This is a genomic window from Roseivivax isoporae LMG 25204 (assembly GCF_000521865.1).
Lineage (GTDB): Bacteria > Pseudomonadota > Alphaproteobacteria > Rhodobacterales > Rhodobacteraceae > Roseivivax > Roseivivax isoporae.
In genome coordinates, this window is record NZ_JAME01000009.1 from 118,913 (window position 1) to 134,098 (window position 15,186).

Below are 15,186 nucleotides of genomic sequence, written 5' to 3' on the forward strand. Positions count from 1 at the left end.
GACATGTCGGATCTCAAGAAACACATCGTCTCGGGCTTCGACCGTGATCTCGAGGGCATTCAGGCGCAGATCATGAAGATGGGCGGCCTCGTCGAGGCCGCCATCCGCGACGGCGCCCGCAGCCTCGAGACCCGCGACGAGGAACTCGCCCAGCAGGTCCGCACGGGCGACACCGCCATCGACCAGCTCGAGGAGCTGATCAACGAGGAGGCCGCGCGCGTGATCGCGCTGCGCGCCCCCACGGCGTCCGACCTGCGCGTGGTGCTGTCGGTCCTGCGGATGTCCGCGAACCTCGAGCGCATGGGCGACCTGGCCAAGAACATGGCCAAGCGGACCGGCGTGCTGGTGCAGCTCCAGCCCATCGAGGGATCGGCCGCGAGCCTGCGCCGCGTGGCGCGCGAGGTCGAGCTGATGCTGAAGGACGCGCTCGACGCCTACATCCAGCGCGACGCGGAACTGGCCCGCGACGTGATCGAGCGCGACCGCGATGTCGACCAGATGTACAATACCGTGTTCCGCGAGTTCCTGACCTTCATGCTCGAGGACCCGCGCAACATCACCGCGTGCATGCACCTGCACTTCATCGCGAAGAACCTCGAGCGGATGGGCGACCACGTCACGTCCATCGCCGAGCAGGTCGTGTTCCTCGTGACCGGCGCCTATCCCGACGAGGACCGGCCCAAGGCCGACATGACGTCGACCGACACGCGCTATTCGCCGCAATCGGCGGAGGAGGATTGAAGCCATGCCGGCGGATCAGCCGACGGTGCTCGTCGTCGAGGACGAGGAGGCACAGCGCGAGGTCCTGAGCTACAACCTCGAAGCCGAGGGCTTCCGCGTCGCGCGCGCCGGCAACGGCGAGGAGGCGCTGCTGCTCGTCGAGGAGGAGAATCCCGACATCATCGTGCTCGACTGGATGCTGCCGAAGACCTCGGGCATCGAGGTGTGCCGGCAGCTCAAGACCCGGCCCGAGACGCGCAACGTGCCGGTGATCATGCTCTCCGCGCGGTCCGAGGAGATGGACCGCGTGCGCGGGCTCGAGACCGGCGCGGACGACTACGTGGTCAAGCCCTACTCGGTGGTCGAACTGATGGCGCGCGTGCGGGCGCAACTGCGCCGCACGCGTCCCGCGGCGGCCGGGCTCCGGCTCGAATACGAGGACATCGTCCTCGACAGCGAGACGCACCGCGTGACCCGCGACGGCGCCTCGCTGAAGCTGGGGCCGACCGAGTTCCGGCTGCTGTCGACCTTCATGGAGAAGCCCGGCCGCGTCTGGTCGCGCGAGCAGCTTCTCGACCGGGTCTGGGGGCGCGACATCTACGTCGACACGCGCACGGTGGACGTCCATATCGGGCGGCTGCGCAAGGCGCTCTGCCAGCATGGCGGCAGCGATCCGCTGCGAACGGTGCGCGGCGCGGGCTACGCGCTCGGATAGAGGGCAGGCGGCACGCGCAGGGCGTGCCGCTGCGCCGCGGCATCTTGCAGGGGCGGCGCACGCGGTCCAGAAAGAAGCCCATGAAACGGATCAATCTGGCCCTGCAGGGCGGCGGCGCGCATGGCGCGTTCACCTGGGGCGTGCTCGACCGGCTGCTCGAGGACGAGGACATCGAGATCGCGGCGATCTCGGGCACCTCGGCCGGCGCGCTCAATGCGGCGGCGGTCAAGTCGGGCATGATGCGCGACGGGCGGGATGGCGCGCGCGCGATGCTCGACTGGGTCTGGTCCGAGGTCGGGCAGCTCGAATCGCTTTCGTTGCCGGCATGGATGAACGCGTGGCTGCCCGATCCCGGCATCCTGTCGCTGGCGGTGGAATACTCGACCGCCTATGCCTTCGGCGACACGCTGACCCGGGTTGTGTCACCCTACGCCTGGGGTCCGCTCTACCGGAACCCGCTCGAGGACATCGTGGCGCGGCTCGATTTCGACGAGGTCTGCGCGGGGCAGGGGCCCGAGCTCTTCATCTGCGCGACGAGCGTCCGCGACGGCAAGATCCGCGTCTTCCAGGGCGACCGCATCTCCGCGCAGGCGATCATGGCATCCGCCTGTCTGCCGACGCTGTTCCAGGCGGTGACGGTGGAGGATCCGATCACCGGCGAGGACGAGATGTTCTGGGACGGCGGGTATACCGGGAACCCGGCGCTCTTTCCGCTCTTTGCCGGGCACCTGCCCTCGGACGTGCTGATCGTGAACATCAACCCGCTGGTGCGCACGCGGGTGCCGGTCACGCCTCAGGAAATCCAGAACCGGATCAACGAGATCAGCTTCAATTCCTCGCTTCTGCGCGAACTGCGCGCGATCGCCTTCGTGCAGCGTCTGATCGGGGCGGGCACCATCGCCGAGGGCGCGATGAAGAAGGTGCTGGTGCACATGGTGTCCGACGACGACCTCATGAACCGGCTCTCGGTGGCGACCAAGGTGGTGCCGATCGCCACGATCATCCTGCAGCTGAAGGAATCGGGCCGCCGGGCGGCGGGCGAGTTCCTGGCCCGCCACCGCGACGACCTGAACGTGCGCCAGAGCGCCGACCTCGTCAGAATGTTCGGCTGAGGATGGCGAGGTAGCCCGCGTAGACCGCGAGCAGCACGCCGCCCTCGACCCGCGTGACCCGCCGGCCGGTCGCCGCGAAGACCAGGAGCAGCACCGTCGCGCCGAGCATCGCGTAGATGTCGAAGCCCGCGATCTGGGGATCGACGGGGAGGGGCCGCGCCAGCGCTGTCAGCCCGAGGATCCCCAGGATGTTGAAGACGTTCGAGCCGAGGATGTTGCCGAGGGCCACGTCGCCATGCCCGCGGCGCGCCGCGAGGAGCGAGGTCACGAGCTCGGGCAGCGACGTGCCGACCGCGACCAGCGTCAGGCCGATCACCGCCTCGGAGATCCCCGCGGAGCGCGCGAGGCCGCTTGCGCCGTCGACGAGCGCGAAGGCACCCACCACGGTCAGAACGAGGCCCGCCGCGGCGCGCACGAGCCCGTTCCAGAGCGGCGCGGGCGTCCCCGCCTCCTCGGTCGCGGTCGCGCCGCCCCCCTCCGAGCGCAGCGTGAGAAAGAGGAAGAGCGCGAGGCCCGCGACGAGGGCCGCCCCCGCGCCGCGCCCGATCACCGGCCAGAACACCAGCGCCGCGCAGGCGAGCGCCGCGCCCGCGACCCAGCGCCCGTCACGGATCAGCGCCGTGCGGTCGACGGCGAGCGGGCGCAGGAGCGCGGCGAGACCGAGGATCAGCAGGATGTTGGCGATGTTCGACCCGACCACGTTGCCGAGCGCGATGCCCGGACTGCCGGCGAAGGCCGCACGCAGCGAGGTCACGAGCTCCGGCGCCGAAGTGCCGAAGCCCACGAGCGTGAGCCCGATGATCATGGGCGGCACCGACAGGCGCCGCGCGGTCGCGACCGCGCCGGTGACGAGAAGCTCGCCCCCGCCCAGGAGGGCGACGAGACCGAGCACGGCGAGAAGAATGTCCATGGGTGCGTTTCCATTCGGGGCGCGACCGTCGCGCCCCAGCCGCGCATAGATCGAATTTCAGGCCCGCAAAGCAAGGGGTTGGGCGCGAAATTTCGGCGGCCGTGCCGACCGCGCAGGCCGGGGTCCGCCGAGGCGCGGGCCGGCTCTCAGGACGCGAGGCGCGCCGGTGGGGCCTCGGGCTCCTGCGGATTGGGGTAGACGAGGCCCGCCGAGATCACGAGCTTGGCCGCGTCCTCGAGGCTCATGTCGAGTTCGATCACGTCCTCCGCCGGAAAGAACAGCAGGAAACCCGAGGTCGGGTTCGGTGTTGTCGGCACGAAGACCGAGATCATGCCGCCGCCGGTCAGGGCCTTGTGCGCCACCTCGCCTTTCGTCTCGGTCGAGATGAAGCCGATGGCCCAGATGCCGCGCCGCGGATACTCGATCAGGCAGGCCTTCTCGAAGCTGCGCTCGGACTGCACGAAGACGGTCTCGGCGATCTGCTTCACCCCGCCGTAGACCGAGCGCACGATGGGCATGCGCGCCACGAGGCTTTCCGCCCAGCGGATCAGCGACCGGCCGATCAGTCCCTTGGCCACCCAGCCCACGAGGATGGTGAACAGCAGGAAGAAGATGACGCCGATGCCGCGCAGGTTGATGCCGATATACTGCTCGGGATCCAGCCGGTCGGGCACCAGCGGCAGCACCACGCCGTCGATCCAGCCGATCACGGTCCAGATCAGCCACACCGTCAGGCCGACCGGCGCGATCACCACGATGCCCGTCAGGAAGCTGCCCCTGAGGCGCGACATGAACCCCGGTCGGCGCGGTTTCGTCGGATCGAAAGGCGTGTTCATGGCGAGCTTTCGCGGAAAATTGGACGCTCAGGAGAAGCTAGGCGGGGAGCGGTTCAGTTACAATGGCGTGCCCGCCCGCGTTGCGGCGCCGCCCGGCAGGCTGACCATTTCCGCGGCGATGCGTGCGCCGAGCGCGGCGTTGTTGAGGACGAGCGCCACGTTCGCGTCGAGCGAGCGGCCCTCGGTCAGCTCGAAGATCCGCTGCAGCAGGTAGGGCGTCAGGTCCTTGCCCGAAATGCCGTGATCCTCCGCGTCCTGCATGGCGCGGCCGATCACCGGCAGCATCTCGGCGCGCGGGATCTCCGCCTCGGCCGGGATCGGGTTCGCGACGAGCTGGCCGCCCGGCAGGTCGAGCCGGCCGCGCATGCGGTGGGCGCGCGCGATCTCGGCCGGGTCGTCCATGCGCAGCGGCGCGCGCAGGCCCGCCGAGCGCGACCAGAACGCGGGCAGCATGTCCTGCCCGAAGGCGATCACCGGCACGCCCAGCGTCTCGAGCACCTCGAGCGTCTTGGGGAGGTCGAGGATCGCCTTGGCGCCGGCGGCGACCACGGTGACCGGGCTCTGCGAGAGCTCCTGCAGGTCCGCCGAGACGTCGAAGCTCTGTTCCGCGCCGCGGTGCACCCCGCCGATCCCGCCTGTGGCGAAGACCTCGATCCCCGCGCTGGCGGCGGCGATCATGGTGGCGGCGACCGTCGTGGCGCCTGTGCGCCCCGCGGCCATGCAGACGGCGAGGTCGGCGCGGCTGAGCTTGGCCACGTGGCGCGCCTGCGCCAGCGCCTCGATCTGCGCGTCCTCGAGGCCCACATGCAGCGTGCCGTCGATGACCGCGACGGTGGCGGGTTCGGCGCCGTTCTCGCGCACCACCGCCTCGATCCGGCGCGCGATGTCGAGGTTCTGGGGCCAGGGCATGCCGTGGGTGATGATCGTCGATTCGAGCGCCACGACCGGGCGGTTCTGGCGCAGCGCCTGCGCCACGGCGGGGGAAAGGGTCAGGATGGTCATGAGGGGGTGTCTCCCGAGACGTAGGCGGCCGCGGCCGCGAGCGCGCGCTCGAGCGCCGCGCCACGGTCCGCGCCCGCGCGTTCTGCCGCGACATGCGCGGCCATGAAGGTGTCGCCGGCGCCGGTGACGCGGGTCACGAGCACCTTTGGGGGCTCGCGCAGCACGAGCCCGTCCGAGGCACCGTCGCAGGTCGGCCGGGCACCGTCCGTCACCAGCACCCGCAGCGCGCCCCGCGCGATCAGCGCCTCCGCCGCCGCCTCGGTCGTGGCAAAGCGGGTCTGGCAGAGGATGCCGGCCTCCTCGAGGTTGACGTAGAGCGTGCCGCGCCCGGCGCGCACGAAGGGCAGAAGCCGTTCGGCCTTGCCGGGCGAGGCGGGCGCGATGCGCAGGTCGGCCGCACGGAACGTCTCGCCGTGGGCGATGTCCTCGAGCAGCGTGAGCGTCAGGTTGCCGTCGAGCGCCACGAGGCCCGCATAGGGCGCGTCGGGGGCGGCGAGGCTGCCATCGGCCAGCGGGCGCAGGATCTTCGCGCCCGCGGCCTCGAGCGAGTGCGCGTCGGCGATTGCGGCAATGAGCCCGTTCGCCCCCTCGACCGCCATGTAGCGGTCGGTGGGCAGGTCGTCCGAGCGGTAGAGATGCGCGGTCTCGAGCCCGAGCGCGGCGCAGGCCGCGACGAGCTCCTCGCCCTCGGGGTCGCGGCCGACGGCCGACAGCAGCGCGGGCCTGAGTCCGAACCGCGCGAGCGTCATCGCGATGTTGAGCGCGACGCCGCCCGGCAGGCGCAGGATCCGGCCGGGCACGTCCGCGCCCTTTTCCATGTGCGAGGCGGAGCGGCCGATCACGTCCCACAGGACGGAGCCGATGCAGAGGATGTCGGAACGGTCGGGCGCGCGGGTCATGACTGTCCTTGTGCCCGCGCCGCGCGACGCCCGCAAGCGCCCGGGACGCGCGTCAGTGCAGGGCCGGCAACGGTTCCGGGACCGCCGGGGCTTGCGGTGGGCGCGGAAAGGGCGTAAGGGCGCGGTCGTTCAATCCCGCAGGCGGGGTCGGGCGTCCGGGACAGACATCCCCGGCCGTCCACCGGTTGGGCCAACACGGTCCCATTCCCCCGCCGAGGCGTCAAACCGGAAAGGAAAAACGGCATGGCTCTTCCCGAGTTCTCCATGCGCCAGCTGCTCGAGGCCGGCGTTCACTTCGGCCACCAGACGCAGCGCTGGAACCCCCGCATGGGCGAGTTCATCTACGGCGCGCGCAACGGCATCCACATCATCGACCTGACGCAGACCGTCCCGATGCTGGACGCCGCGCTCAACGTGATCCGCGAGACCGTCGCAAAGGGCGGCCGCGTGTTGTTCGTTGGGACCAAGCGCCAGGCGCAGCAGCCCGTCGCCGAGGCGGCCGAGAAGTGCGCGCAGTACTACATGAACCACCGCTGGCTCGGCGGCACGCTGACCAATTGGCAGACCGTGTCCCAGTCGATCGCGCGCCTCAAGCAGATCGACGAGCAGATGGAGAACGGCGCCGAAGGCCTGACCAAGAAGGAACGGCTGAACATGGAGCGCGACCAGCAGAAGCTGCAGGCCTCGCTCGGCGGCATCCGCGAGATGGGCGGCCTTCCCGACCTGCTGTTCGTGATCGACGTCAACAAGGAATCGCTGGCCGTCGCCGAAGCCCGCAAGCTCGGCATCCCGGTCGTGGCCGTGGTCGACACCAACTGCGCGCCCGATGGCGTGGATTACGTGATCCCGGGCAACGACGACGCGGCCCGCGCGATCGCGCTCTACTGCAACCTCGCGAGCCGCGCCGCGCTCGACGGCATGTCGGCCCAGCTCGAGACCGCGGGCGTCGACCTTGGCGCCCTCGAGGAAGCACCGGCCGAGGAGTTCGCCGAGGAGCCCGCGAGCGAGACCACCGGCGCCTGACCGGCCGCACCGGACGCATGTCGCGAAAGCGACATGCACGCGTGACATGACGGGCAGGCTGCGGGGCCTGCCTGCCCACGACCGAAAAATATGAGGAGAGCCGCGATGGCGATCACTGCTGCACAGGTGAAAGAGCTGCGCGAGATGACCGGCGCAGGCATGATGGATGCCAAGAAGGCGCTGACCGAGAACGACGGCGACATGAACGCGGCCGTGGACTGGCTGCGGACCAAGGGCCTCGCCAAGGCGGCGAAGAAGTCCGGCCGCACCGCGGCCGAGGGCCTCGTGGCCGTGAAGGTCGACGGCGGCACCGGCGTCGCCGTCGAGGTGAACGCCGAGACCGACTTCGTCGCCAAGAACGCCGAGTTCCAGTCGATGGTGAACGACATCGCCGGCGCCGCGCTCACCGCGGACGATGTGGAGGCACTGAAGGCGGCCGACATCGGCGGCAAGCCCGTGTCCGACGTCATCACCGACAAGATCGCGAAGATCGGCGAGAACATGTCGCTGCGCCGCATGGCGCGCATCAGCGGCGACAAGGTCGCGACCTACGTGCACAACGCCGCCGCCGACGGCATGGGCCAGATCGGCGTGCTGGTGGCGTTCACCGGCGACAACGAGGCCTTCGGCCGCCAGGTCGCGATGCACATCGCCGCCGCGCAGCCCGCGTCGCTGTCCGAGGCCGATCTCGATCCCGCGATCCTCGAGAAGGAGCGCCAGGTCCAGATCGACATCGCCCGCGAGAGCGGCAAGCCCGACGCGGTGATCGAGAAGATGATCGAGGGCCGGATGAAGAAGTACCTCGGCGAGGTCACGCTGCTTGGCCAGGCTTTTGTCGTCGACCCCGACAAGACCGTGGCGCAGGCCGCCGCCGACGCCGGCGTCGAGATCACCGGCTACGTGCGCCTGGCCGTGGGCGAGGGCATCGAGAAGGAAAAGGAAGACTTCGCAGCCGAGGTCGCCAAGGCCGCGCAGGGCTGATCCGCCCCGAAACTCCTTTTCCGGACCCGGTCCGAAAAAACAAAGGCCGCCCGTCAATTGGGCGGCCTTTCTCATTCTGAAACGCGGTCTGAAAAGGGGATGTATCCGTTTTCCGCGGCCTTTCCGCGATTTGGCAGAAGCCGCGGGATGGACCCGGCCGACCCCAGAGACATTGGGGATGAGTTCGAGGCCGGCCGGATCCGACGACGGCAACACGAAATCGCGCATCTGCCGCCGCATTCTGGCATGGTGCCGAAGGAGCCGAAGAGCCTTGAAAATACAAGGATTCGGCTCCAACGTTCCATGGCCCTGAGGCCATCACTCACGGAACATGGACACTGTTGCAGTTTACCTTTGGTCAAGGAAGTCGGGATTTCCTGACCTCGTGCAACAACCGCAATTCAATTAGCCGGAAGGTTGAAACTTTCTGGCGATGCGCGCGGCTATCGCGTCAGATTTCGAGCACGAACATCTGGTTCTGGAACGCCGCCTTCATGACCGCCTGGGCGGTCGTCTCGACGTTCAGCGCCTCGCGCGCGAGGCGCAGGTGCTTTTCCACCGTCGCCTGCGTCAGCCCCATGATCTGCGCGATGTCGGCCATGGTCTTGCCGTCGCCGACCCATTCGAGCGCCTCGCGCTGGCGCCGGGTCAGCGCCTGGTTCGGCGGCGTGTAGGGCAGGGTGAGGATCTTGAGGTGCACGAGGTTGTTCATCAGCACGATGTTGTCGCCGTGCCGGTCCCAGACTGCGTCGACCTCTTCCTGCGTCATGCCGCGGCGTCCGGTCAGGGCGATGGCGCCCTTGGCCCGCCGCGACACCGAGCGGAAACTGATCGAGTAGCCGCACTGCACGCCCTGACTGATGTTGAAGTCGATCACGCGCTGTTCCTCGCGGGTCAGCGTGCCGGTCTTGACCATCTGCTGCAGCACCTTCCACGAACACGCGCCGTCGTTCTCGAGCGCCCAGCGGACCATCGGCGCGTGGTGGTAGAGGCGCTGTCCGACGAAGACGTCGGTGTAGCTCTCGTCGTGGTTCGTCAGCATGAGGAAGTCGTTCGGGTCGCCGAGCGAGTTCGGCGTGCGGAAGCGGGTGAAGCCGTAGAGCAGCCGGTCGAATCCGTAGGCTGCCATGCGCTCGCAGTGCATCGCCCAGAGCGTCTCGATGCTCTCGGCGTTCGTGAGGGAAATCATGTAGCTGCGATCTTCGGGCGTCATCGTTCTGGACCTTCGGCGGCTCTTTCGGCAGGACGACCGCGGGGCACACCGGCCTGGCGATCCGCGGCGACCGATCATGTCTAGAACGCTGCCACGCCATCTGTCTAGCTGGCGATAGAGGCATGACCGGCCATGGGCGACCGGAATGCCGCATCCGTATGGATGTTTAATTTACATAATACTGATTATACGAATGGCGAGGGGGATGTGGTGTGCGCTACCCCCAACTGCGACTCTTGTTAGAAACCAGTGAGTTACTGACGAGAGGATGCTGACATGGGTCGTGTGTATTCGCAACTGAACGTCGCCGAGTGCAGAATAATCGAGCGCTGGCGCTACGCTCGAGTGTCGGTGAACGAAATGGCTCGGGTCCTGAAGCGCCATCGCTCGACAATCTTTCGCGAGTTGCAGCGCAATCACTTCCAGGATCGCTGCATGCCGGATGTCGTCGGCTACTTCGCGATGGCGGCGCAACGCAAGACTGCAGACCGGCGGGCGCGCCAGCGAAAGCTGCTCCGGTACCCCGATCTGCGCGCCGAGGTGACGCGCAAGATCACACATGGCTGGACCCCGGAACAGATCGCCCACCGGATGATCCACGACGAAGCGTCCCGGCGCGTGTGTCAGGAAACCATCTACCGGCACGTCTATTCGGTCGAGGGCATGCGCGACGAGCTCTGGTGGTATCTGCCGAACCACCGAAAGACACGGCGTCCTCGCCGGGCGCGCAAGCGCCGCCAGCCGAAATTCGATCGTGATGTCAGCATCTTTTTTCGCCCCGATAGAGTCGCGCGCCGCCGCGAGTTCGGGCACTGGGAGGCTGACCTGATGCTGTTCGAGCAACGCTTTGGGCAGACGAACGTGACCTCGCTCGTCGAGCGGACCAGTCGCTTCACGGTTCTCCTGAAGAACCCGAGCAAGCGAACCCAGCCAGTCATGGGCAAGATCGTGAAAGCTATGCGTGATCTTCCCATTGCCGCCCGAAGATCCGTCACGTTCGACCGTGGCTCCGAGTTCGTTTCGTGGCCGCACCTCCAGGCTGAAACCGGAACGCTCACGTGGTTCTGCGATCCATCCTCTCCCTGGCAAAAGGGCACGGTCGAGAACACAAATCGTCGTGCGCGCCGGTGGCTTCCGCGCAAGCTCGATCCCACGGCGGTCTCAGATCATGAATTGAAGATGATCTGCGACCGCCTCAACGCGACGCCCAGAAAATGCCTCGGCTGGAAGACCCCGGCAGAAGCCTTCAAGGAAAAGATGCTGGAGCCGAGCAAGCACGGCCCCTACCCTTCATCCCATCAAGAGTCGCGGTTCCAATAGCGCTCACAGTGGCAGACCCCCGTTCAGTACGGCAGCCCGACATAGTTCAGCGCCATGGTCGTGCGCGCCGACGGCACCGTGACCAGCTGGCGAAGCTCGCTTTCCTGCATGCGCTGGTCGAAATCGCTCTGCTCCGGAAAGCGGTGCAGCATGTTGGTCATCCACCACGAGAACCGCATGGCGCCCCAGACGCGCGCCAGTGCCCTGTCGGAATACGTGTCGAGTGCCTCGGCATCCGCGTCGCGATACCAGCGGCGCAGCGCCTCGAACAGGTAATGCACGTCGCCGAACGCGAGGTTCAGCCCCTTGGCCCCCGTGGGCGGCACGATGTGTGCGGCGTCGCCCACCAGGAACAGCCGGCCGTGGCGCATGGGCTCGCAGACGAAGGACCGCAGCGGCGCCACGGATTTCTCGATCGACGGCCCCGTCTCCATGCTCTCTGCCAGCTCGGGCGGCAGCCTGCGGCGCAGCTCGTCCCAGAACGCGGCGTCCGACCATTGCTCCGGCCGTGTCCCCTCCGGCACCTGGATGTAATAGCGTGACAGCCGCGCGTTGCGCATGGAGGCGAGCGCAAAGCCGCGCGGATGGTTGGCGTAGACGAGTTCGTGCGCCGCGGGCGCCGTCTCGGACAGGACGCCGAGCCAGCCGAACGGATAGACGCGTTCGAACTCGTGGCGGACCGACGCCGGGATGGTCTGACGGCTGATCCCGTGGAAGCCGTCGCAGCCGGCGATCACGTCACACGCGACGCGCCTCTGCTCTCCGTCTTTTCTGTAGGTCACGTATGGGTTTGCGCCATCGACTTCGTGCAGCGCCACATCCTCGGCGCCGTCGATGAGGGTGGCCCCGATCGCGTCCTGCGCAGCGTAGAGATCCTTCGTCACCTCGGTCTGGCCGTAGACCAGCACCTGCGCGTTCACCATGTCGCGGAACGAGACGTGGAACATGCCCTGCACGGTCGACAGGTAGCAGCCGTCATGCGGCAGCCCCTCGGCATCCATGCGACCGCCCACGCCCGCATGCCGCAGAAGCGCCGCGCTGCCGCGTTCGAGCACGCCCGCACGGATGCGCGACAGCACATGCGCGCGGCTGCGGCGCTCCAGCACGACCGTCGCGATGCCCTCGCGGTTCAGAAGCTGCGACAGCAGGAGCCCCGACGGCCCGCCACCGATGATCGCGACCTGCGTGCGCATGTCCCGCGGTTCCTCCGCAAGAATCCAAGACTTGCAATTTTTACCCATGACCATGGGTCGTTACATGGACCCGTTTGCCAATCTTCGGCATTATTCGAACATGACCCCCGCATCCCCCGTCCCGGCCTACGCGCTCTACGGAGAGGAGCAGGATTTTCCGGACATCCTGCATGCCGAGCGCATCACCGACCGTGCCGGGCGCCACGACTGGACCATCGCGGCGCACCGGCATGGCGGGCTGCACCAGCTTTTCGTGCTGACCGCCGGGACCGCCGAGATGATCGTCGGCGCGGAGCGCATGGTGCTCGAGCTGCCGGTCGCGGTCTCGATGCCGCGTTCGGTGGTGCACGGGTTCCGCTTTGCGCAGGGAACCGAGGGGCACGTGGTGTCCCTGCCCCGGCGCGCCTGCCCCGAGTTGCACGACACGGACAATCCGCTGGGCCAGGCGCTCGCGCGCTGGGGCCTCGTGCCCGCGACGGGGGCCATCGTCGCGCTCGTGCGCCGGATCGAGGAGGAGCACGGCGCGGCCGACCCGTTGCGGGACACGATGCTCAAGGCGCTCGTCCTCGCGCTCGCCACGCGGATCGCGCGCGGGCTGTCGCTGCCCGCCGGCCACGCGCCGCGCAGCCGGGCCGAGGTGCACATGGCACGGTTTGACCGGCTGGTGCGCGAGCACCTGCGCGACGACTGGAGCATTGCAGATTACGCGCGTGCGCTGGACCTCTCGCCGCAGCAACTGAGCCGGGTCACCCACGCCGTCATCGGGCAGTCCGCCTCGCGCCACGTCGAGGCCCGGCTGTTCCAGGAGGCGCGCCGCCTGCTGGCCTACACGCGCATGGGCGTGGCGGAGGTGGGCTACGCGCTCGGTTTCAACGACCCCGCCTACTTCTCCCGCGCCTTCCGCCGCCACGTGGGCGCGAGCCCGAGCGACTACCGCGCGGGCATCGACCGCGCCCAGGGCAGGCCCACATGAAAATGGCGCCCCCGATGCCGGGAGCGCCGTGCCGTCCGATCCGGGGATCGCTCAGAAAAACGCCTGCAGTCCCGTCTGCGCACGGCCGAGGATCAGCGCGTGCACGTCGTGGGTGCCCTCGTAGGTGTTCACCGTCTCGAGGTTGACCATGTGGCGGATGACCTGGAACTCGGCCGAGATGCCGTTTCCGCCGTGCATGTCGCGGGCCATGCGCGCGATGTCGAGCGCCTTGCCGCAATTGTTGCGCTTGATGAGCGAGATCATCTCGGGCGCGCCCTGTGCCTCGTCCATCAGGCGACCGACGCGCAGGCAGGCCTGCAGCCCCAGCGCGATCTCGGTCTGCATGTCGGCGAGCTTTTTCTGGAAGAGCTGCGTCTGGGCGATCGGACGACCGAACTGCTTGCGGTCGAGCCCGTAGCCGCGCGCGGCGTGCCAGCAATGCTCGGCCGCGCCCATGACGCCCCAGGCGATGCCGTAACGGGCGCGGTTGAGGCAGCCGAATGGGCCTTTCAGGCCCTCCACATGCGGCAGGAGCGAATCCTCGCCGACCTCGACGCCGTCCATCACGATCTCGCCGGTCACCGAGGCGCGCAGGCTGAGCTTGTTGCCGATCTTGGGCGCCGACAGGCCCTTCATGCCCTTCTCCAGCACGAAGCCGCGGATCTTGCCGCCATGCGCGTCAGACTTCGCCCAGACCACGAAGACGTCCGCGATGGGCGAGTTCGAGATCCACATCTTGGCCCCGGTCAGCCGGTAGCCGCCATCGGTCTTCTCGGCGCGGGTCTTCATTCCGGCGGGATCGGACCCGGCATCGGGTTCGGTCAGGCCGAAGCAGCCGATGAACTCGCCGCTCGCGAGTTTCGGCAGGTACTTCTTGCGCTGCTCCTCGGACCCGTAGGCATAGATCGGGTACATCACGAGGCTCGACTGCACCGACATCATAGAGCGGTACCCCGAATCGACGCGCTCGATCTCGCGCGCGACGAGGCCGTAGGACACGTAGTTGCCGCCGAGCCCGCCGTATTCCTCGGGCACGGTCACCCCCAGAAGGCCCATCTCGCCCATCTCGCGGAAGATCTCGGGCTCGACGGTTTCGTTCTCGAACGCCTCGGTCACCCGGGTCTGCAGCTTTTCCTGCGCGTAGGCGCGGGCGCTCTCGGCGATCATGCGCTCGTCTTCCTCGAGCTGGTCGGACAGCCGGAACGGGTCGTCCCAGCTGAACCGGCCGAGCTCGGGGGCGTCCTTGGGCTTCAGCGCGGGGGTGGTCTGGCTCATCTCGTTCATGGCAGGTCCTCCTGTGTTGCCCCGCTTATACCTTGCGCCCGGCGCATGAAAAAACGAAAATCCCGCAAGAAAGCATGAGAAAAACGCAAGTGACGGCCCTTTCCCGCCGCCTCATCCCGCCGCTCGGCGCGCTCCGCGCGCTCGAGGCGCTCGACCGGCTCGGCTCGGCCACGGCCGTCGCGCAGGAGCTGGACCTGAGCCAGAGCGCGGTCAGCCGGCAGATCCGCACGCTGGAGGACAGTCTCGGCGTCCCGCTCGTCGTGCGCGAGAAGCGCAGCCTGCGCCTGACGCCCGAGGCGCGGGACTATGCGCAGGTCGTGCGCGCCGCGCTCGACCGGATCGCCGGCGCGTCCATGGCGTTGCGCCTGCCCGACCGCGCGGGCACGCTCGACCTCGCCATGCTGCCGAGCTTCGGCATGCGCTGGCTGGTGCCGCGGCTGCCGGATTTCACCCGCCGCCATCCCGAGGTGACGGTGAACCTCGCCACCCGGATCCGGCCCTGCGATTTCGCGTCCGAGGCCTTCGACGCGGCGATCGAGTTCGGCGGGCCCGCGCGGCCCGGGACCGAGCGGCTGCGGCTCAAGCCCGAAAGCGTTCTGCCGGTCTGCGCACCCCCGCTCCTGCCAGGGGGGCCGCGTCGGCCGGAGGATCTGTCGGCCATGCCGCTTTTGCACATCGAGACGCGGCCTCATGCATGGCGCGACTGGTTCGCGGCGCAGGGCCACCGCGTGGCCACGCCACCCGGAACGACCTTCGACCAGTTCACCGCGATCCGCGAGGGCGCCAAGGCCGGGCTCGGCGTGGCGCTCCTGCCCGACTACCTGATCGAGACCGAGCTTGCGACCGGCGCGCTCGTGCCCGCGACCGAGGTCGCGCCGGTCACGCTCGGCGCCTATCACCTCGTCTGGCCGGTGGACCGGCCGCGCCGGCCGGCGCTCGAGCGGTTCCGCGACTGGCTCGCCACCATGGCCGAGGCCGAGGACGATCCGCTGCCGCGCTGACCGC

General features: G+C 68.5%; 15 protein-coding genes. 8 read left to right on the plus strand and 7 right to left on the minus strand.

Annotated features, from left to right (window positions below):
- The first annotated feature begins 3 nt into the window (after positions 1–3).
- The 3 genes from phoU to RISW2_RS07955 all read left to right on the plus strand — a co-directional run bounded on the left by phoU (position 4) and on the right by RISW2_RS07955 (position 2,547).
- A complete protein-coding gene (gene phoU, locus RISW2_RS07945) occupies positions 4–741 on the plus strand; it encodes a phosphate signaling complex protein PhoU (RefSeq protein WP_043768844.1) in 738 nt (245 codons plus the stop codon).
- Between the two features lie 4 nt (positions 742–745).
- Positions 746–1,435: a phosphate regulon transcriptional regulator PhoB gene (gene phoB / locus RISW2_RS07950; protein ID WP_043768845.1), complete on the plus strand. Its 690-nt coding sequence runs from the start codon at positions 746–748 to the stop codon at positions 1,433–1,435.
- Positions 1,436–1,515: 80 nt separating this feature from the next.
- A complete protein-coding gene (locus tag RISW2_RS07955; protein WP_043768847.1) occupies positions 1,516–2,547 on the plus strand; it encodes a patatin-like phospholipase family protein in 1,032 nt (343 codons plus the stop codon).
- On the opposite strand, the gene RISW2_RS07960 is transcribed toward RISW2_RS07955, so the two are convergent.
- From RISW2_RS07960 to RISW2_RS07975, 4 genes are all read right to left on the minus strand, one after another.
- Positions 2,531–3,457, minus strand: coding sequence for a calcium/sodium antiporter (locus RISW2_RS07960; protein ID WP_043768849.1), 927 nt, complete (start codon positions 3,455–3,457; stop codon positions 2,531–2,533). The two genes, RISW2_RS07955 and RISW2_RS07960, sit on opposite strands and share 17 nt — an antisense overlap.
- Before the next feature lie 146 nt (positions 3,458–3,603).
- Positions 3,604–4,293 carry a DUF502 domain-containing protein gene (locus RISW2_RS07965; protein WP_043768851.1) on the minus strand — a complete coding sequence of 230 codons (690 nt, stop codon included), beginning with the start codon at positions 4,291–4,293 and terminating at the stop codon, positions 3,604–3,606.
- Positions 4,294–4,350: 57 nt separating this feature from the next.
- Entirely contained in the window at positions 4,351–5,295 is a 945-nt protein-coding gene (locus tag RISW2_RS07970; RefSeq protein WP_051491863.1) for a pseudouridine-5'-phosphate glycosidase, read from the minus strand.
- On the minus strand, positions 5,292–6,194 hold the full coding sequence (locus tag RISW2_RS07975; RefSeq protein ID WP_043768854.1) for a PfkB family carbohydrate kinase: 903 nt from the start codon (positions 6,192–6,194) through the stop codon (positions 5,292–5,294). The genes RISW2_RS07970 and RISW2_RS07975 overlap by 4 nt, the downstream gene beginning before the upstream one ends.
- A 243-nt stretch (positions 6,195–6,437) precedes the next feature.
- Between RISW2_RS07975 and rpsB the strand changes: the two genes are divergently transcribed.
- Positions 6,438–7,217: a 30S ribosomal protein S2 gene (gene rpsB / locus RISW2_RS07980; protein WP_043768856.1), complete on the plus strand. Its 780-nt coding sequence runs from the start codon at positions 6,438–6,440 to the stop codon at positions 7,215–7,217.
- Between the two features lie 105 nt (positions 7,218–7,322).
- Entirely contained in the window at positions 7,323–8,198 is an 876-nt protein-coding gene (gene tsf, locus RISW2_RS07985; RefSeq protein ID WP_043768859.1) for a translation elongation factor Ts, read from the plus strand.
- A gap of 451 nt (positions 8,199–8,649) precedes the next feature.
- Here tsf and RISW2_RS07990 read toward each other — a convergent pair whose 3' ends face one another.
- Positions 8,650–9,411: a LuxR family transcriptional regulator gene (locus RISW2_RS07990; RefSeq protein ID WP_043768862.1), complete on the minus strand. Its 762-nt coding sequence runs from the start codon at positions 9,409–9,411 to the stop codon at positions 8,650–8,652.
- A gap of 276 nt (positions 9,412–9,687) precedes the next feature.
- On the opposite strand from RISW2_RS07990, the gene RISW2_RS07995 reads away from it, so the two are divergent.
- Positions 9,688–10,731: an IS30 family transposase gene (locus tag RISW2_RS07995; protein ID WP_051491864.1), complete on the plus strand. Its 1,044-nt coding sequence runs from the start codon at positions 9,688–9,690 to the stop codon at positions 10,729–10,731.
- Between the two features lie 23 nt (positions 10,732–10,754).
- Here the strand turns inward: RISW2_RS07995 and pobA are convergent, their stop codons facing one another.
- Positions 10,755–11,924: a 4-hydroxybenzoate 3-monooxygenase gene (pobA, locus tag RISW2_RS08000; RefSeq protein WP_043768865.1), complete on the minus strand. Its 1,170-nt coding sequence runs from the start codon at positions 11,922–11,924 to the stop codon at positions 10,755–10,757.
- A gap of 100 nt (positions 11,925–12,024) precedes the next feature.
- Between pobA and RISW2_RS08005 the strand changes: the two genes are divergently transcribed.
- Positions 12,025–12,897, plus strand: a complete 873-nt coding sequence (locus tag RISW2_RS08005; RefSeq protein ID WP_162164313.1) for a helix-turn-helix domain-containing protein — start codon at positions 12,025–12,027, stop codon at positions 12,895–12,897.
- A gap of 51 nt (positions 12,898–12,948) precedes the next feature.
- Here RISW2_RS08005 and RISW2_RS08010 read toward each other — a convergent pair whose 3' ends face one another.
- The gene (locus tag RISW2_RS08010; protein ID WP_043768954.1) at positions 12,949–14,172 is read right to left on the minus strand and encodes an acyl-CoA dehydrogenase; all 1,224 of its coding nucleotides are present in this window, start codon (positions 14,170–14,172) and stop codon (positions 12,949–12,951) included.
- Between the two features lie 83 nt (positions 14,173–14,255).
- Between RISW2_RS08010 and RISW2_RS08015 the strand changes: the two genes are divergently transcribed.
- Positions 14,256–15,182 (plus strand): LysR substrate-binding domain-containing protein, encoded by a 927-nt coding sequence (locus RISW2_RS08015; protein WP_043768869.1) that lies wholly within the window; start codon positions 14,256–14,258, stop codon positions 15,180–15,182.
- Positions 15,183–15,186 lie beyond the last annotated feature (4 nt).

Excerpts from the sequence above, each read along its gene's own strand:
- RISW2_RS07960 (WP_043768849.1), bottom strand. The coding sequence starts at position 3,457 with ATGGACATTCTTCTCGCCGTGCTCGGTCTCGTCGCCCTCCTGGGCGGG.
- phoB (WP_043768845.1), top strand. The coding sequence starts at position 746 with ATGCCGGCGGATCAGCCGACGGTGCTCGTCGTCGAGGACGAGGAGGCA.
- RISW2_RS07995 (WP_051491864.1), top strand. The coding sequence starts at position 9,688 with ATGGGTCGTGTGTATTCGCAACTGAACGTCGCCGAGTGCAGAATAATC.
- RISW2_RS07990 (WP_043768862.1), bottom strand. The coding sequence starts at position 9,411 with ATGACGCCCGAAGATCGCAGCTACATGATTTCCCTCACGAACGCCGAG.
- RISW2_RS07975 (WP_043768854.1), bottom strand. The coding sequence starts at position 6,194 with ATGACCCGCGCGCCCGACCGTTCCGACATCCTCTGCATCGGCTCCGTC.
- rpsB (WP_043768856.1), top strand. The coding sequence starts at position 6,438 with ATGGCTCTTCCCGAGTTCTCCATGCGCCAGCTGCTCGAGGCCGGCGTT.
- RISW2_RS07965 (WP_043768851.1), bottom strand. The coding sequence starts at position 4,293 with ATGAACACGCCTTTCGATCCGACGAAACCGCGCCGACCGGGGTTCATG.
- RISW2_RS08005 (WP_162164313.1), top strand. The coding sequence starts at position 12,025 with ATGACCCCCGCATCCCCCGTCCCGGCCTACGCGCTCTACGGAGAGGAG.
- RISW2_RS08015 (WP_043768869.1), top strand. The coding sequence starts at position 14,256 with ATGAGAAAAACGCAAGTGACGGCCCTTTCCCGCCGCCTCATCCCGCCG.
- RISW2_RS07955 (WP_043768847.1), top strand. The coding sequence starts at position 1,516 with ATGAAACGGATCAATCTGGCCCTGCAGGGCGGCGGCGCGCATGGCGCG.
- RISW2_RS07970 (WP_051491863.1), bottom strand. The coding sequence starts at position 5,295 with ATGACCATCCTGACCCTTTCCCCCGCCGTGGCGCAGGCGCTGCGCCAG.
- pobA (WP_043768865.1), bottom strand. The coding sequence starts at position 11,924 with ATGCGCACGCAGGTCGCGATCATCGGTGGCGGGCCGTCGGGGCTCCTG.
- phoU (WP_043768844.1), top strand. The coding sequence starts at position 4 with ATGTCGGATCTCAAGAAACACATCGTCTCGGGCTTCGACCGTGATCTC.
- RISW2_RS08010 (WP_043768954.1), bottom strand. The coding sequence starts at position 14,172 with ATGAGCCAGACCACCCCCGCGCTGAAGCCCAAGGACGCCCCCGAGCTC.
- tsf (WP_043768859.1), top strand. The coding sequence starts at position 7,323 with ATGGCGATCACTGCTGCACAGGTGAAAGAGCTGCGCGAGATGACCGGC.